This window comes from Nocardioides sp. Z22_16 (genome assembly GCF_058134365.1).
This window is the reverse complement of record NZ_JBYTTI010000004.1, coordinates 528,911-544,082: the sequence shown is the minus strand read 5'-3', so window position 1 is coordinate 544,082 and position 15,172 is coordinate 528,911. Positions and strand designations below refer to the sequence as shown.

Genomic DNA, 15,172 nt, shown 5'->3' with positions numbered 1-15,172 from the left:
CCATCACCTCCCTTCCTCGGACACCTGGGGGAGGGAGGCGGTGGCTCCGGGGTACAGCCCGCCGTCCACGAACAGCGTCTGGCCGGTGACGTAGCGGGCCAGAGGGCTGGCGAGGAAGAGGACGACGTCCGCGATCTCCTCGGGGGAGGCCATCCTGCGCAGCGGGATGTTGCTGCTCGCGTCCATGGACCAGTCGCTGGAGGCCGTCGTCGTGTTGGGCGTCAGGGTCCAGCCGGGTGCCACGCAGTTGACGCGGATGTTGTCGGGCCCGTAGTCGTGAGCCAGGCTCCGGGTGAGTGAGGACACGGCTGCCTTGGCGGCGCCGTAGGCCACCGCGCTGGGCGAGCTGAAGGCTCCGGCGATCGAGCCGAAGTTGATGACGTTGCCCCCGCCCGACTCGAGCATCACCTTGAGGACTTCTCGCGTCAGCTGGAACACGTAGTCCAGGTTCATCGTCTGCACCCGCGACCATTCGGCATCCGTGACCTCGTGGAGCCTCCGGAAGGGCACGAAGGCGCGCGACCCGCCGGCGACGTTCACCAGGACGTCGACTCCCGAGTAGAGGTCGATCGTGGCCGCGACGATCCGGCGGGCGGCGTCCGGAGCGGCCAGGTCCTCGATCACAGCGGTGCCCCTGCCGCCCGAAGCGCGAATGTCGGCGACCACGCCTTCCGCCCGCTCGAGCGAGCAGTCGACGACCACGACGGCGGCTCCTGCTTCGGCGAGGCGCCTTGCGGTGGCGGCGCCTATCCCGCCTCCCGCTCCGGCCACGATGACGGACTTGCCTTCCAGGGAGATCGCTATCGTCATCGCCACTCCTTTCTAGGGAACTCCGGAGCTGGGCTCACGCCAGGTGGATCTGCTTGGTCTGGAGCATCTCCTCCACCCCCTCGATGCCGCCCTCACGACCGAAGCCGGACATCTTCATCCCGCCGAACGGAGCCGTGAAGACTCCGCCGGTGGTGTTGATCGAGACGGTTCCGCTCTGGATCCGGGAGGCCAGAGCCACAGCCCGGTCGACGTCGGGCGTGTAGATACCGGCGCCCAGGCCGTACTCGCTGTCGTTCACAGCCGAGATCCCGGACTCGAGATCGGCGTAGCCCTCGACCACGATCACCGGCCCGAAGACCTCTTCCCGGTAGATCTGCATGTCCGGTCGCGTGCCCGTTACCAAGGTGGGTCGGAACCAGTGCCCCGCGGCGAACTCGGGACCCTCGGGTCGAGTGCCACCTGTCAGCACCGTGGCGCCCTCCTTGACGGCGTTCTTCACGTACCCCTCGACCCGCTCCACCTGCGCCCGAGTCGCCAGGGGCCCCACATCGGTCGCCGGATCCTGAGGGTCGCCGACGACGAGCGCTTCGAAGGCGGCGACGAGCGCGGCGATCCACTCCGCCTTCCGAGCCTCCGGGACCAGGATGCGGCTCTGGGTCGTGCAGACCTGTCCCGCCTGGACCACCGAGCCCCCGGCCAGGACGGGAGCGACCTCGTCCGGGTCGGCGTCGTCCAGCACGAGTGCCGCCGACTTGCCGCCCAGCTCGAGAGTGAGCCGGGTCATGCGCTCGGCGGCGGTCCTCATCACCTGCTGCCCAGCCGCTGTGCTCCCGGTGAAGGAGATGTGGGAGATGCCGGGACGGGAGATGAGGTGCTGCCCCAGTTCCCGGCCGCCGGGGAGGAAGGAGACGAGTCCTTCCGGTAGATCTGCCTCCGCGAGGATCTCGGCAAGGAGGAGGAGCCCGAGCGGCGTCTCGGGGGAGACCTTCACGACGACGGGGCAGCCGGCGAGGAGTGCAGGGGCGATCTTGACCGGGCCAAGGAGCATCGGGGCGTTCCAGGGCACGATGGCGGCCACGGGTCCGACCGGCTCCCGGGCGATGTAAACCGCACCGGCTGTCGTCTCCCTCAGTGTGGGCCCGAGATCAAGGGACGTCGCGAGCTTGGCGCAGTCGCGGAAGACCGTGGCTGCGGCCATCGCGGGGAAGAAGGCGAACCGTGAGATGCCGCCCTGGTCCCTCATGTAGATGTCCTGTAGCTCGGGGGCGCGCCGGTCGATCGCGTCCGCAATCGAGTTGAGGAGATCCGCCCGTTCCTTCAGCGACGTGCGTGACCAGGCGCCGGACTCGTGGAGGCGCACTGCGGCCTCCACCGCCCGGTCCACGTCGCCCAGGGTCGCCTCCGGAACTCGGCCGATGACCGCACCGGTGGCGGGATTCTCCACCTCGATCCAGCCCCGTCCCGCGTCCGGCTCCCAACGCGATCCGATCAGGAGCTCAGTCCGGGATCCGGGGATGGTGGTCTCGCTCATGACTTCTCCTCATGGTCGGCGGCACGTACCGCGCGGTGGACTACTCGGCCGCACGCTGACAGCTCGGCTTCGTCCATGCGTCCGACCGAGGGGCCGGCGTCGGTCTCGAGTACCGAGGGAGGAGGAGCAGGACGAGCTGTGACCTGCGACACGGTGACGATAGATGACCAACCAGCAAATTGGTAGGGCAAAGTCATTGACAGGCTGAAGTAGTTGGTCGAATAGTTATCTTTCACACAAGTGATCGCTGTCACATCACCCCGGCTCGCAGCAGTTCATCGTGATGCTTCGATCCACTTCCGGCCCGAGAAGGAGAACCATGCGAACGCGCGCAGCAGTACTGCACGAAGCACCAGGCGAGTGGAGCGTCGACGAGGTCGAGCTGGACGAGCCCAAGGAGGGGGAGGTCCTCGTCAAGATGGTGGCCGCTGGTCTGTGCCGGAGCGACGAGCACATCGCCACGGGCGACTCGCCGGCCGGGCACATGCCGTTCGTCTCCGGCCACGAGGGCGCCGGCGTGGTCTCGAAGCTCGGTCCAGGGGTCAGAGGCTTCGAGGTCGGCGACCACGTGCTCATGTCCTTCATCCCCGCGTGCGGGAGCTGCCGCTGGTGCGCCATGGGCATGCAGAACCTGTGCGACCTCGGATCGCTGATCATGCAGGGGCCCCAGCTCGACGGCACCTTCCGCATGCACACTCTGGATGGCCAGGACATCGGCAAGTCCGGTCTCCTCGGAACCTTCGCGGAGATGCAGGTCTACGACAGTCAGTCACTGGTCAAGATCGACAAGGACATCCCCCTCGAGATCGCCTGTCTTGTCTCCTGCGGGGTTCAGACGGGGTTCGGATCAGCTGTCAATGCGGGTGATGTCCAGCCGGGCGACGTCGTCGTCGTCGCGGGAGTCGGTGGCATCGGCATGAATGCGGTCCAGGGTGCGCGTGAACGTGGAGCGGCGCACATCATCGCCGTGGACCCGGTCGCGAACAAGCAGAAGTGGGCGCTCGACTTCGGTGCCACGGAGTCCTACGACTCGTTCCCCAGCGCCATGGGTCGGATCCAGCACCTCACGAACGGCCAGGGTGCCGACGTCGCGATCCTGTGCGCCACCCTCGTGCACAACGACCTCATCGGGGAGGGGCTCCAGTCGATCCGCAAGGCAGGGACCCTCGTGATCACGGGTGTCTCGCCTGATGACGAGCAAGGCGTCGTGCCTGGACTGAACGCGGCGACGATGGCGGTCATGCAGAAGCGGATCCAAGGTGCGCTGTTCGGCATGAAGTCTCCGAAGGAGGCGATGCCGATGCTCCTCGATCTCTACCGCGCCGGCAAGCTCAAGCTCGACGAGCTGATCACGCAGACCTATTCGCTGGACCAGATCAACCAAGGCTTCCAGGACATGCGTGACGGCCGCAACATCCGCGGCGTCATCCACTTCGACAAGTAGCCACGGATCGTCCCGTCCCTGCGCCGGCCTGGCGCAGGGACGGGGGAGCGCGCCATGAGGCGTCCTCGCCGTGTCCCGGCAGCAGACGTTTGACCATTTGCGATCAGGAGGAGGACGTAGTCGTGACGGATGAACCGCCGATCCCTCGGCTCGAACTGAGGAATCTGTCGAAGACCTTCGGCGACACCCGTGTGCTGCACGAGGTCTCGTTCGACGTCCTGCCCGGCGAGGTCCATGCGCTCATGGGCCAGAACGGTTCCGGCAAGTCCACCCTGATCAAGCTCCTCGCGGGGTTCCACGAGGCCGACCCCGGGGCGAGGGCGTGCGTCGACGGCCGTGAGCTTGCGCTCGGTGACCCTGACGCCGTCCACGAACGGGGGGTCCGGTTCGTGCACCAGGACCTGGGCCTGGTCCCTGCGTTGTCTGTGGTCGACAACCTCGCCCTCGGTCACGGCTACAGCCGTGGTCGACTGACGGGTCGCATCGATTGGAAGGACCAGAAGGGAGTCGCCGAGGCCGCCCTGCAGAGGGTCGGCTACGACCTGGATGTCCGTCTCCTGGTGGAGGACCTCGAACCCGTCGAGCGCACCGCAGTCGCGATCGCCCGGGCTATGCAGAGCGCGGCTGAGGACATGTCGGTGCTGGTCCTGGACGAGCCCACGGCGACCATGCCTCGGGCCGAGGTCCGACGGCTGCTGTCGATGATCGACACCGTCCGTCGGCAGGGCGTGGGCATCCTCTACGTATCGCACCACCTCGAGGAGGTCCTGGAGATCGCCGACCGGGCGACAGTCCTGGTGGACGGGCGCGTCGTGGCCACGAGGCGGTGCGCGGAGATCGACCAGGCGGCGCTCGTCGACCTGATGACCGGAGGGGTGGCCGATGCCCGGGTCACGCGCTCGTCGCGCGTCCCCGGCGCGCCGTTGTTGGTGCTCGAGGACGTCGAGGGTGCGGAGGTGCAGGGGCTCGACCTCGAGGTACGAGCCGGCGAGATCGTGGGCGTGGCCGGCATCACCGGCTCCGGTCGGGAGGAGCTCTGCTCGCTCGTCTTCGGCGCACGGATTCGGGGCGGACGCGTCTTCCTGCGGGACGAGGAGCTCCCGGCGTCTCGTCCCGACGTGTCCGTGTCTCGTGGCATGGCTTTGGTGCCCGCCAACAGACTCCGCGATGGGGTGCTGCCCGGGCTCGGCGTGCGTGAGAATCTGAATCTCACCACCGCCCGGAGGCTGGCGAGGTTCGGGCGGATCAGTCGAGGCACCGACTCGAAGCAGGCGAGGGTGCTGAGCCGACAGATGTCGGTGCGCGCCCCCTCCATGGAGGCCCCCATCGAGACGCTGTCCGGCGGCAATCAACAGAAGGTCGTGCTGGGCAAGTGGCTCCAGGGGGAGCCGGCCGTCCTGCTGCTGGACGAGCCGACGCAGGGCGTGGACGTGGCAGCGAAGGCTGAGATCCACCGCCTGGTCGATGAAGCCGCCGGACGGGGTGTCGCTGTCCTCGTCTGCTCGTCCGACGAAGCCGAGCTCGAGCGGCTGTGTGACCGGGTGATCGTGCTTCGGCACGGTCGTGCAGTGAGCGAGTTGAAGGGCACGAGCATCCAGACCCGACGTCTGGTGCACACGAGTCTGGGCCTGGCCCCAGAGAACGAGAAGGAAGCGGTCAGCCATGACGTCAAGCACAGCAACTGATCTGCCAGCCGGTCCTCGGACGTCCGGGGGGCACGATCCTGACCCGAGACCCGGTGAACGTGGTGGATCCCGTCGAGGCTCGATCAGCTTCCTGGGCTTCGACAAGTACTCCGGGCTCTACCTCGCAGGCATCCTCATCGTCGTCTTCTCGGTGATGCTGCCCGACACGTTCGGCACGCTGAACAATGCCCGCGTCATCGCCGCCGGCTCCGCCATCGCGGGACTCTTGACGCTGGCAGTCACCGTCTCGATGGCCTCGGGCACGTTCGATCTGTCGCTGGCTGCCAACATGACGTTCTCGATCTCGCTCCTGGGGTTGCTCATCTCCGGGGGCGGCGTCGCGTGGCCGATCGCCGTCGCCCTGACCATCGTGGCCGGGGCCCTGATCGGTGCAGTCAACGCCCTGATCATCACCCGGCTGAACGTCGACTCGATCGTGGCGACCCTCGGCATGTCGTCAGTGCTGGCGGCGCTGGCCTACTGGGTCGCGGATGGCCAGACGATCCTCCTGGAGCAGGTCGGCCCGAGCTTCACCGGCGTGGGTCAGTCATCCGTCGGCACCGTTCCGATCACCGTCTTCTACCTTGCCGGGGTGGCGCTGGCCCTGTGGTTCATGCTGGAGCACACTCCGCTCGGCCGGTACCTCTATGCCATTGGTTCTAACCCTCAGGCGGCCAGGCTGGCGGGGATCAAGGTCGATCGGCTGACGACCATCGCGCTCATGCTCACAGGGGCACTGGCCGCTCTGGCGGGAGTCGTGCTCACGATGCAACTGGGAGCGGCCGCCTTTGACGCCGGCGCGCCCTACATGCTTCCCGCCTTCGCCGCGACCTTCCTCGGCTCCACGCAGGTGTTGACCGGACGCTTCAACATCCGCGGCACGATCGTCGCTCTTTATCTCCTCGCGATCGCGGTCAAGGGACTGCAGCTCCGGTTCCCGGATCTGCCCTGGATCGCCAACCTCGTCGAGGGACTCGTCCTCATCGTCGCGGTGAGCATCACGGCCCGCGTCATCAGCAAGCGCAGGACTCGGTAGCAACACCCCTCATCACGACAGTGCCCCTCTGGCACACGACAGATTGGAAGCCGCACCCCATGAGAACTCATCGCTCACCTGAAAGGTCGAGGCGCTCACATTTCGCCCTGACCGCCACTGTCGCGGTCGTTCTGGCTGCCGCCGGCTGCTCGTCCGGAGCCGAGGGCGGTGCCGAGGACAGCGGCGACCTCACCGCAGCCCAGCAGGAGTGTGTCGAGAAGGCCGACAACTACCTCGAGACGCGAGGCCTGTTGCCCACCTCCCTCCCTGAAGAGCTCACGCCACTGAGCAAGGCTCCCGATGAGGGCAAGACGTTTACCTTCGTCAACCTGCCCAGCCCGACGTCAGTCCTCGTCGCAAAAGAGCTGGTCGACATCGCTCCGCAGGTCGGCTGGAACATCAAGACGGTCGCCTCCGACGGTTCCGTCGAGGACGCGAACCGCAAGCTCCTGGCAGCCATCGAGGACTCTGATGTCGTCATGGCGATCGGGGTCCCTGTCGCGAGTCTCAGCCGGCCGATCCAAGCAGCCAAGGAGCAGGGTGTGCTGCTGATGACTGACGCTATCGAGCCGCCCGAGTCCGTCCCCGGCTTCGGCGCCACGCCACTGGGCGGGGGTCTCTACCGCGACATGGGCGAGCCTGCTGCATACATGCTGATGCAGGCGACCAACTGTCAGGCGAACGTCTCGGTGTGGGGTGTTCCCTTCCCGGTAGTGCACTCGGCTCGGGACGGACTCCAAGCCACCCTGGAGTCGGAGTGCGAGGGCTGCACCTTCTCCTACAACGACATGCCGCTCAGTGCGATCGGTACCCCCGACGCCACCAAGGCCGTGGTCTCCAAGCTCCAGTCCGATCCGGAGATCAACTTCGCGTTCTACATCAGTGGCGACATGGGCATCGGGATCGAACCAGCCCTCAAGCAAGCAGGCCTCGACGTGAACGTCGGCGGCATGCTGCCTGTCGCCCAGAACCTCTCGTCGCTCAAGCGCGGCGAGAACGCCTTCTGGTTGGGAATCGCCCCCAGGACGAACGCGTACGTGATCCTGGACGCCGCGGTGCGCGCGCTTGACTCGGGCGAGCCCACCGACGGTGACCATTCGCCCGTGGCGATCTTCACCGAGGAGAACGTCGCCTCCACCGACCCCGTCCCGTACTACCCGACCGACATCGACGAGCAGTTCCAGGAGTTGTGGCAGGTGAACTGACGACCTGCGCCGGTGTCGTCCTCGTGGCCGGCACCGGCGCAGATCTGTGCGGTCTCCCAAGAACTGGGGGATGACCGACTAACGGCGAGCATGGGGGTGCGGAAGTGACAAGCGGGTCGCATGACGAGGCGAAATCTTCGGACGGGCGCTGATGGGTTCCGAAGCGTGCGCAGAGGTGGAACGCCGCCAGGGCAGCACGCCAGGTCGTCCCCCCGGATCGTTCGAGCTGCTGCGAATCAGGCCCTTCCTGGTGCTGTACGTGAGCGCGGGTGCCGTCTTCCTCGGGGTGATGGCGCAGACCGTGGCGAGAGGATGGTTGGCCTTCAGCCTCACCGGGTCCAACACTGCCCTCGGCGGCGTCCTGCTGGCTTTCGGACTGACGCTTCTGGTGGCTACGCCGTGGGGAGGCGTGGCCGCCGATCGATTCCCGAAACGAATAGTCCTGCAACTCTCGTTGCTCTTCCTCACGGTGAGCAGCGCAGGAATCGGGCTCGCCGTGCTCGCCGACGTAGTCGCGTACTGGATGTTGCTCGTGGCCGGAGGCCTGCAGGCCATCGGCCTCGCGCTGTTCAACCCGGCGCGCATGGCTTTCATCTCAGAAGTTGTGCCGCCCGCCTCGCTCTCCACGGCCGTCTCTCTCCTGCTCGTCAACGCAGAGGTCGCCCGAGTCGTCGGCCCGGCGGCCGCGGGCCTCGTCATCGGCTATCTCAGCTTCGGCACGGGCGCGGTCTTTCTCGGGACCGGCGCCCTGTCGCTGATCGGCCTGGCCCTGACCGTGTGGCTGCCTCCCGGGCGCCGAGCGAGCGAGGTGGCGGACCGGTCACCGGTGAACGAGCTGGCGGACGGCGTCCGATACGTGCGGCGAGACCCCGAGCTCCTGGCGCTGCTCTGGTGCGGCATCAGCGTGACGATGGTCGGCCTGCCCTACCTGGCGTTCCTGCCCACGGTGGCGAGTGACCTCTTCGCTCTGGGATCGGCCGGCTACGGGATCCTGTCCGCCTCTTCGGCCATAGGTGCCGTCACCGCCGGTCTGCTCCTGCGCCGATGGACGACCATCTGGTCGGAGACGACTGTCTTCGTGATGGCCGGGACACTCTTCGGCCTGGCCCTGGGTGCGCTGGCAGTAGCGCCGAGCTTCGCCGTGGCGACAGTTGCCCTGCTCATCGTCGGGGGAGCCATGATGGCGTTCCAGACGACCAACCAGTCCCTGCTGCTGGCCGGGTCGCACCGCGACTACCACGGTCGCGTCCAGGGCCTGCTCATGCTGAGCTTCGGCGCGTTCGGGATCGCGGCACTCCCGCTGGGCGTGCTGGCGGACCTGGTGGGGCTGCGCTGGACCCTGGGCGGCATGGGACTCGCGGTGGTGCTGCTCGCGATGTTGTTCGCGGTCCTCGGTCATCGACGGGACGGCACCTGGTTCAGGCGGGGCGTTCCCACTCCGCGATGACCAGCTCCACGTCGACCGCAGTGGTCGGGGGAGGGGTGGGCGGTCCCACCACCGTGCGGGAGAACCGGGGGGCCGGGGACGGCTGCACGATGCCGTTCATCTCGGCGACCACCTGGCGCTCGACGAGGTGCTCGTGCCGGCTGGCCTCGTCGAAGGAGAGCACCGGGGTCACGCACGCGTCCACGTCGGCGAAGACCTTCTCCCAGTGCCGACGGGGCTGGCTGAGGAACACCTCGGTGAACCGCGCGCGAAGCGTGGGCCAGCCGGACTTGTCACGCTGTGCGGGCAGGCCCTCGCCGTCCACTCCCAGGTGTTCCAGCAGCAGCTGGTAGAACTGCGGCTCGACCGCGCCGACTGCCATGTAGCCGCCGTCGGCGCACTCGTACGTGTCGTAGAACGGGGCGCCGCCGTCGAAGAGGTTGTCGCCGCGCTGCGCGCTCCAGGCGCCGCCGCCGTACATGGACCAGTGCATGTGCGCGAGCAGGCTCGCTCCTTCGACCATCGCGGCGTCGACCACCTGGCCGACGCCGGTGCGCTGGCGCTCCCAGAGCGCGGCCATCAGCCCGGTGAGGAGGAGCATGGAGCCGCCACCGAAGTCGCCGATGAGGTTCAGGGGGACCACGGGGCGCTCGCCGGCACGGCCGACGGCGTTCAGGATGCCGGAGACCGCCAGGTAGTTGATGTCGTGGCCGGCGCGCTGCGCCAGGGGGCCGTCCTGTCCCCACCCGGTCATGCGTCCGTACACCAGCCCGGGGTTCACCGCCAGGCAGTCCTCGGGCCCCAGCCCGAGACGTTCGGCCACCCCCGGGCGATAGCCCTCGATCAGCACGTCGGCGCCGGCCACGAGGCTCAGCACGCGCTCACGGTCCGTGGCCGACTTGAGGTCGGCGGTCACGATGCGGCGGCCGCGCAGCTGCTCGTTGCGTCCCTGGGGGCCCAGCCCCAGGGGACCTGGACGCTCGACCCGCACGACGTCCGCGCCCAGGTCGGCCAGGATCATGGCAGCGTGTGGACCGGGTCCGATGCTGGCCAGCTCGACCACCCGGAGACCCGTGAGAGGTCCTGACATGTCGTTCTCCAATCTGGGCGCGCCAAGGACCTCCGCGAACCGCGGAGGTGGCGAGGCTCGATGTGTCGGGAGGTGCGGCCCGAGGGTTGGCGGGACCGGCTTAGTCGGCCGGTGCCTCCGTGCCGGCGAGGTGGGAGCAGACCTGGTCGATGAAGGCGGTGAGCACAGGATCGGCGTCGATGCTGTCGGGGTCCAGCTTCCACAGGTAGCCCACGCCACGGAGCTGAGCGACGATGACCGCTGCCTGGTGCTCCGGGTCGATCCCGGGCACGATCGACCCGTCCTCGAGGCCGTTCCTGATGTAGGTCGCGATCCGGGCGCGCTGGTTCCTGTGGAACGCGACGAACCGATCGTGCAGCTCCGGGACAGGACCGGTCGCCTCGAAGATCAGCGCGTAGAGCACGCTGAGCGAACGGGGGTGCTTCACGTAGGACTTCTTGATCTCGGTGAGCAGCACGCGCAGAGTGTCGAGACCCGTGCGCCCCCGCTGCTCCGGCTCGACCGTCTCGACGTCCCACCGGATGACGATCTCGTCGACCAGGGCCTCCAGAAGCTTCGCCTTCGAGCCGAAACGCGCCGTGGCCAGGGAGCGGCTGTAGCCGGCCCTCTCGCCGACCGTGGCGAGCGTCATCGACTGGTACCCGCCCTCCGCCACGAGGTCGCCGGCGGCCCTGAGGAGGAGGCGAGTGGACTTCTCCGACCGGACCTGGTGGCCGTTGAGCGTCTGCTTCGTCGTCATTGCCCGATCCTAGATAGATGACAAGCATTAAGGCTACGGATTCGGAGCACTTTGTTCAGCGGAACGGCGTGGGGGGCAGCAGACGGTCGGAGATGAGGCGCTGCATGATCTCGGACGTGCCCTCGAAGATCTTGGTCAGGCGAGCGTCGCGCCAGTAACGCTCGATCGGGAAGTCCGTGGTGTAGCCGGCACCCCCGTGGAGCTGAAGGGCCTCGGACGTGACGCGTTCCGACATCTCGGCAGCCATGTACTTGACCATCGCAGCACGCATGTCGGATGCCTCGCCGGCATCGACGTCGGCAGCGACCTCGTACATCAGCGCCCTGCACAGCTCGATCTCGGAGGCCATGGTGGCGATCTTGAAGCGGGTGTTCTGGAAGTCGCCGATGGCGTGACCGAACTGCTCGCGCTCCTGCACGTACTTGATCGTGTCCTCGAGAGCACCGCGGGCCAGGCCGATGGAGCGCGCCGCGGTGTGGATGCGTGGCGTCAGCATGCCTTCGGCGACGCGCTTGAAGCCGCCGTCCGGGACGCCGCTGGTCTCGTAGCCGAGCAGGCCGTCGTCGGGGATGAAGCAGTTGTCGAAGGACAGCTCGAAGGTGTTCCAGCCGTGGTAGCCGATCTTGCGCACGGGCGTGCCGGTGCACCCTTCGGGGAACTCCCCGGGGTTCTTGTACGCGATGAACCGGCGAATGCCTTCGTGCCGCTTCTGCGGGTCGTACGGCGTGGTGCGCGCGACGATGATGATGCCGTCGGCCTGGTCGGCGAAGGTGCACCACATCTTCTGGCCGTTGATCACCCAGCCGCCGTCCACCTTGTCGGCGCGGGTGCGGATCGAGGCGATGTCGGATCCCGCGCCGGGCTCGCTCATGGCGAAGGCGCCCAGCCACTCGCCGCGGGCCGCCTTGGGCAGGATCTCCGCGCGCTGCGTGGGGTCGAGGGTCCGGGCGACGCCCGAGCGCACGATGATGCTGGCGACGCTCATCCAGGCACGGGCCAGCTCCTCGGTGATCAACGCGTACTCGAAGACGCCGAGCCCCAGACCGCCGTGCTCCTCGGGGATCGTGATGCCGAAGAAGCCCAGATCGGCCATCTTGCGCCGGAGGGACTCGGGGATGAGTCCCTTCTCGGGGTCGAGCTCGTTGGCCACCGGCAGCACCTCGCGCATGGCGAAGTCCCGCGCCATCTCCTGGATCGCGACGCGCTCGTCCGTGCGGTGGGCGGAAGGGATCGACGGACGCGGGTCCACCAATGGTCGGTTCACCGGAGCCTCAATTCATAGATTGTCGACTAGCAACCCATCCACCGTATCCCGGCGATCGAGGGAAACGCAATAGACAGTTGTTAGTTAACCAACTACTATGTTGGTCCGCGTATGAGCAGACAGGGGGCCGTCGTGACCGGGACCGCGAGTGGACCGTTCCGCACCTCGGCGAGCCGCCAGGGCAGCAGCAGCCCTGACGGGCGGCTTTCGGTGGTCGTCGTCGGGATCGAACCGGGGTGCACGTCGCTTCGCGGACGTGCACAGTGCGGCGCGGCGAACGACTCCGGTGGGTGGCTCGGTCTGCACGTGGCCAGCGTGGCACGTCAAGCGTCCTGCGTGGGGCGCGTCGTTCTCGTGACGAGCGATGTCGCGGCTGCCCGCGACGCGCGAAGCATCGGGGTGGAGGTGCTGGTCGAGCCGCGGCGTGCCGGTGCCAATCCGGCCGCAGCCGTGGGTCGCCGGCGTGCCCTGGACCTGAACCCCGACGGGCCCGTCGCCATCATGCTCGGGGAGCTTCCCCACCTGCGGTCGGAGGACCTCGAGGCGCTCCTGCGGATCTTCAGGGGGCAGCGCGAGAGCGCTCTGTTCGTCGCTGACCCGCTGGGTGACCTCGCGACGACCCTGATCCATGGCGCAGCGGTCCTGCCGGGCATCGGGTTCGGGCGCCACTCGGCGTCCATGCACCGCCGGCTGGGGTATGTCGAGGCGATCGGCGCGCCACTCGGGCTGCGGACCGGCTCCGGCAGGGGCTCGTCCCGCGGTCGTCCCCAGCCTTCGAGTCGGGCTCACGGACGGGCTGGCTGACTCGTCGGCTGACACCCCTTGTGCCCGTGAGGTACCTGTGGTTCGATGGAGAAATAGTTGGTCAGCCGACAAATAACATCACACACACGTGCGGGAGTCACACATGAGGGACGCGGTCATCGTCGATGCTGTTCGGACACCGATCGGCAAGCGCAACGGGGCGTTGGCGGGGTTTCATCCTGCTGATCTGTCGGCGGTGGTGCTGAAGGCTCTGGTGGAGCGCACGGGGCTGGATGCGGGGATGGTCGATGACGTGGTCTGGGGGTGTGTCTCCCAGGTCTCGGAGCAGGCGAGCAACATCGGGCGGAACGCGGTGATGGCGGCGGGGTGGCCTGAGAGTGTGCCGGGGACGTCGGTGAACCGGGCGTGCGGGTCGAGCCAGCAGGCGGTGAGCTTCGCTGCGGCGGGGGTGATCGCTGGGCATTACGACTTCGCGGTCGCCGGTGGTGTGGAGTCGATGAGCCGGGTGCCGCTCGGCAGCGCGGCAGAAGGTGCGCAGGTGGTACCGGACTCGGTCCTCGAGCACTACGGCATCCAGGGTTTCAACCAGGGTGTGGGGGCGGAGATGATCGCGGAGCGGTGGGGTTTCTCGCGCACGTTCCTCGATGAGTACTCGCTGCGTTCGCACGAGCTGGCGGCGGCGGCCACGGATGCGGGGGCGTTCGCCTCGCAGCTGGTGCCGACCGGTGGGCTGGTGGCCGATGAGGGGATCCGTCGTGGTGGCACGGTGGAGAAGCTGGCGTCGTTGGCGACGCCGTTCAAGGCCGACGGGGTGATCTCGGCGGGCAATGCCTCGCAGATCTCCGATGGTGCCGGGGCGGTGCTGGTGACGTCCTCGGAGGTCGCGCGGGCCCACGGGTTGACGCCGATCGCGCGGATCCACACCTCGGTGGTGGCCGGTGATGACCCGGTGATCATGTTGACCGGTCCGATCCGGGCCACGGAGCTGGCGTTGAAGAGGTCGGGGCTCTCGATCGAGGAGATCGGGGCGTTCGAGGTCAACGAGGCGTTCGCGCCGGTGCCGTTGTCGTGGTTGGTGGAGACCGGGGCCGAGCAGGAGCGGCTCAACCCGCTGGGTGGGGCGATCGCGGTGGGTCACCCGCTGGGTGGGTCTGGGGCGATCTTGATGACGCGGTTGGTCCACCACATGCGTGACAACGGGATCCGCTACGGCCTCCAGACCATGTGCGAGGGCGGCGGCATGGCGAACGCCACCATCCTCGAGCTCCTCTGACGGTCGTCCACAGCGGAAACGAGCTACACCCCCGCATCACACGCAGGACGCCGGCAACGTGCCCAGCTCGACCGCGTCGGGCCCGGTTTCGGGTCCCGGCGCGCCGACGGCGCCCCGAACGAGTAGGAGTCGCATGTCCAAGAGGTTCGAAGGTCGTACCGCGATCGTGACCGGCGCCAGCCGGGGGATCGGCCTGGGCATCGCCCAGCGACTGGTCGCCGACGGTGCCCAGGTGGTGATCACCGCGCGGAAGCAGGAAGCGCTCGACGAGGCGGTCGAGGTCCTCGGAGGTCCGGCACACGCGCTGGCCGTAGCGGGCAAGGCCGACGACCCCGGGCACCAGAGCGAGGTGGTCGAGAGGGCCATCGACGCGTTCGGCAGCATCGACTTCCTGGTCAACAACGCGGGCATCAATCCCATCCACGGACCCATGATCGAGGTGGACCTCGCCGCCGCCCGGAAGATCGTCGAGGTGAACTGCTTCGCCGCCCTGTCGTGGACCCAGCACGTGCACCGGGCGTGGATGGGCGAGCACGGGGGAGCCGTCGTCAACGTCTCGTCCGTCGCCGGGACCCGACCGGCTCCGGGCATCGGGATGTACGGCGCGAGCAAGGCCATGCTCGGCCACATGACGGCGGAGCTGGCGGTCGAGCTGGGGCCCGGCGTGCGGGTCAACGCCGTCGCCCCCGCCGTGGTGAAGACCCGCTTCGCGACCTCGCTCTACGAGGGTGACGAGGAAGCGGTGGCGGCGAGGTACCCGCTGAAGCGCCTGGGACTGCCTGAGGACATCGCCGGCGTGGTCGCGTTCCTGCTCTCCGAGGACGCGGCCTGGACGACCGGGCAGCTGCTCGTCGTGGACGGCGGCCTCACTCTGGCCGGAAGCGGATGAGCGCGCCCTCCCACCACCAAGGAGCCGGAAGTCCCGGCTACCCACCCCACTGAC

At 68.0% G+C, this 15,172-nt stretch carries 13 protein-coding genes; 8 read left to right on the top strand and 5 right to left on the bottom strand.

Going from position 1 to position 15,172, the window contains the following annotated elements; translation table 11 throughout:
• Positions 1-3: 3 nt before the first annotated feature.
• Together AC3X7R_RS14705 and AC3X7R_RS14700 are read right to left on the bottom strand one after the other, a co-directional pair.
• Positions 4-810 (bottom strand): SDR family NAD(P)-dependent oxidoreductase, encoded by an 807-nt coding sequence (locus tag AC3X7R_RS14705; RefSeq protein WP_489966409.1) that lies wholly within the window; start codon positions 808-810, stop codon positions 4-6.
• Between the two features lie 34 nt (positions 811-844).
• Positions 845-2,302 (bottom strand): aldehyde dehydrogenase family protein, encoded by a 1,458-nt coding sequence (locus AC3X7R_RS14700; RefSeq protein ID WP_489966408.1) that lies wholly within the window; start codon positions 2,300-2,302, stop codon positions 845-847.
• 319 nt (positions 2,303-2,621) lie between these two features.
• Here AC3X7R_RS14700 and AC3X7R_RS14695 point away from each other — a divergent pair, with 319 nt between their 5' ends.
• From AC3X7R_RS14695 to AC3X7R_RS14675, 5 genes are all read left to right on the top strand, one after another.
• The gene (locus tag AC3X7R_RS14695) at positions 2,622-3,746 is read left to right on the top strand and encodes an NDMA-dependent alcohol dehydrogenase (protein ID WP_489966407.1); all 1,125 of its coding nucleotides are present in this window, start codon (positions 2,622-2,624) and stop codon (positions 3,744-3,746) included.
• A 122-nt stretch (positions 3,747-3,868) separates the two neighbouring features.
• Positions 3,869-5,431 (top strand): sugar ABC transporter ATP-binding protein, encoded by a 1,563-nt coding sequence (locus AC3X7R_RS14690; protein ID WP_489966406.1) that lies wholly within the window; start codon positions 3,869-3,871, stop codon positions 5,429-5,431.
• Positions 5,409-6,467 carry an ABC transporter permease gene (locus AC3X7R_RS14685; RefSeq protein ID WP_489966405.1) on the top strand — a complete coding sequence of 353 codons (1,059 nt, stop codon included), beginning with the start codon at positions 5,409-5,411 and terminating at the stop codon, positions 6,465-6,467. Before AC3X7R_RS14690 ends, AC3X7R_RS14685 begins: the two co-directional genes overlap by 23 nt.
• A gap of 59 nt (positions 6,468-6,526) precedes the next feature.
• On the top strand, positions 6,527-7,672 hold the full coding sequence (locus tag AC3X7R_RS14680; RefSeq protein WP_489966404.1) for a sugar ABC transporter substrate-binding protein: 1,146 nt from the start codon (positions 6,527-6,529) through the stop codon (positions 7,670-7,672).
• A 151-nt stretch (positions 7,673-7,823) separates the two neighbouring features.
• Complete coding sequence (locus AC3X7R_RS14675) at positions 7,824-9,119, top strand: MFS transporter (protein ID WP_489966403.1); 1,296 nt, start codon at positions 7,824-7,826, stop codon at positions 9,117-9,119.
• Here AC3X7R_RS14675 and AC3X7R_RS14670 read toward each other — a convergent pair.
• The 3 genes from AC3X7R_RS14670 to AC3X7R_RS14660 form a co-directional block, all read right to left on the bottom strand.
• Entirely contained in the window at positions 9,091-10,188 is a 1,098-nt protein-coding gene (locus AC3X7R_RS14670) for a CaiB/BaiF CoA transferase family protein (RefSeq protein ID WP_489966402.1), read from the bottom strand. The two genes, AC3X7R_RS14675 and AC3X7R_RS14670, sit on opposite strands and share 29 nt — an antisense overlap.
• 100 nt (positions 10,189-10,288) lie before the next feature.
• Positions 10,289-10,927: a TetR/AcrR family transcriptional regulator gene (locus tag AC3X7R_RS14665; RefSeq protein ID WP_489966401.1), complete on the bottom strand. Its 639-nt coding sequence runs from the start codon at positions 10,925-10,927 to the stop codon at positions 10,289-10,291.
• 55 nt (positions 10,928-10,982) lie between these two features.
• Positions 10,983-12,191, bottom strand: a complete 1,209-nt coding sequence (locus AC3X7R_RS14660) for an acyl-CoA dehydrogenase family protein (protein ID WP_489966400.1) — start codon at positions 12,189-12,191, stop codon at positions 10,983-10,985.
• A gap of 132 nt (positions 12,192-12,323) precedes the next feature.
• On the opposite strand from AC3X7R_RS14660, the gene AC3X7R_RS14655 reads away from it, so the two are divergent.
• The 3 genes from AC3X7R_RS14655 (at position 12,324) to AC3X7R_RS14645 (ending at position 15,118) form a co-directional block, all read left to right on the top strand.
• The gene (locus AC3X7R_RS14655) at positions 12,324-12,995 is read left to right on the top strand and encodes a hypothetical protein (protein ID WP_489966399.1); all 672 of its coding nucleotides are present in this window, start codon (positions 12,324-12,326) and stop codon (positions 12,993-12,995) included.
• 103 nt (positions 12,996-13,098) lie between these two features.
• Complete coding sequence (locus AC3X7R_RS14650; protein ID WP_489966398.1) at positions 13,099-14,229, top strand: thiolase family protein; 1,131 nt, start codon at positions 13,099-13,101, stop codon at positions 14,227-14,229.
• 133 nt (positions 14,230-14,362) lie between these two features.
• Complete coding sequence (locus AC3X7R_RS14645) at positions 14,363-15,118, top strand: SDR family oxidoreductase (RefSeq protein ID WP_489966397.1); 756 nt, start codon at positions 14,363-14,365, stop codon at positions 15,116-15,118.
• The last annotated feature ends 54 nt before the right edge of the window (positions 15,119-15,172 follow it).

What these genes read in the sequence shown, in the direction of transcription:
- AC3X7R_RS14665 (WP_489966401.1), bottom strand. Translation starts at nt 10,927, where the DNA reads ATGACGACGAAGCAGACGCTCAACGGCCACCAGGTCCGGTCGGAGAAG.
- AC3X7R_RS14680 (WP_489966404.1), top strand. Translation starts at nt 6,527, where the DNA reads ATGAGAACTCATCGCTCACCTGAAAGGTCGAGGCGCTCACATTTCGCC.
- AC3X7R_RS14695 (WP_489966407.1), top strand. Translation starts at nt 2,622, where the DNA reads ATGCGAACGCGCGCAGCAGTACTGCACGAAGCACCAGGCGAGTGGAGC.
- AC3X7R_RS14700 (WP_489966408.1), bottom strand. Translation starts at nt 2,302, where the DNA reads ATGAGCGAGACCACCATCCCCGGATCCCGGACTGAGCTCCTGATCGGA.
- AC3X7R_RS14650 (WP_489966398.1), top strand. Translation starts at nt 13,099, where the DNA reads ATGAGGGACGCGGTCATCGTCGATGCTGTTCGGACACCGATCGGCAAG.
- AC3X7R_RS14645 (WP_489966397.1), top strand. Translation starts at nt 14,363, where the DNA reads ATGTCCAAGAGGTTCGAAGGTCGTACCGCGATCGTGACCGGCGCCAGC.
- AC3X7R_RS14705 (WP_489966409.1), bottom strand. Translation starts at nt 810, where the DNA reads ATGACGATAGCGATCTCCCTGGAAGGCAAGTCCGTCATCGTGGCCGGA.
- AC3X7R_RS14685 (WP_489966405.1), top strand. Translation starts at nt 5,409, where the DNA reads ATGACGTCAAGCACAGCAACTGATCTGCCAGCCGGTCCTCGGACGTCC.
- AC3X7R_RS14675 (WP_489966403.1), top strand. Translation starts at nt 7,824, where the DNA reads ATGGGTTCCGAAGCGTGCGCAGAGGTGGAACGCCGCCAGGGCAGCACG.
- AC3X7R_RS14670 (WP_489966402.1), bottom strand. Translation starts at nt 10,188, where the DNA reads ATGTCAGGACCTCTCACGGGTCTCCGGGTGGTCGAGCTGGCCAGCATC.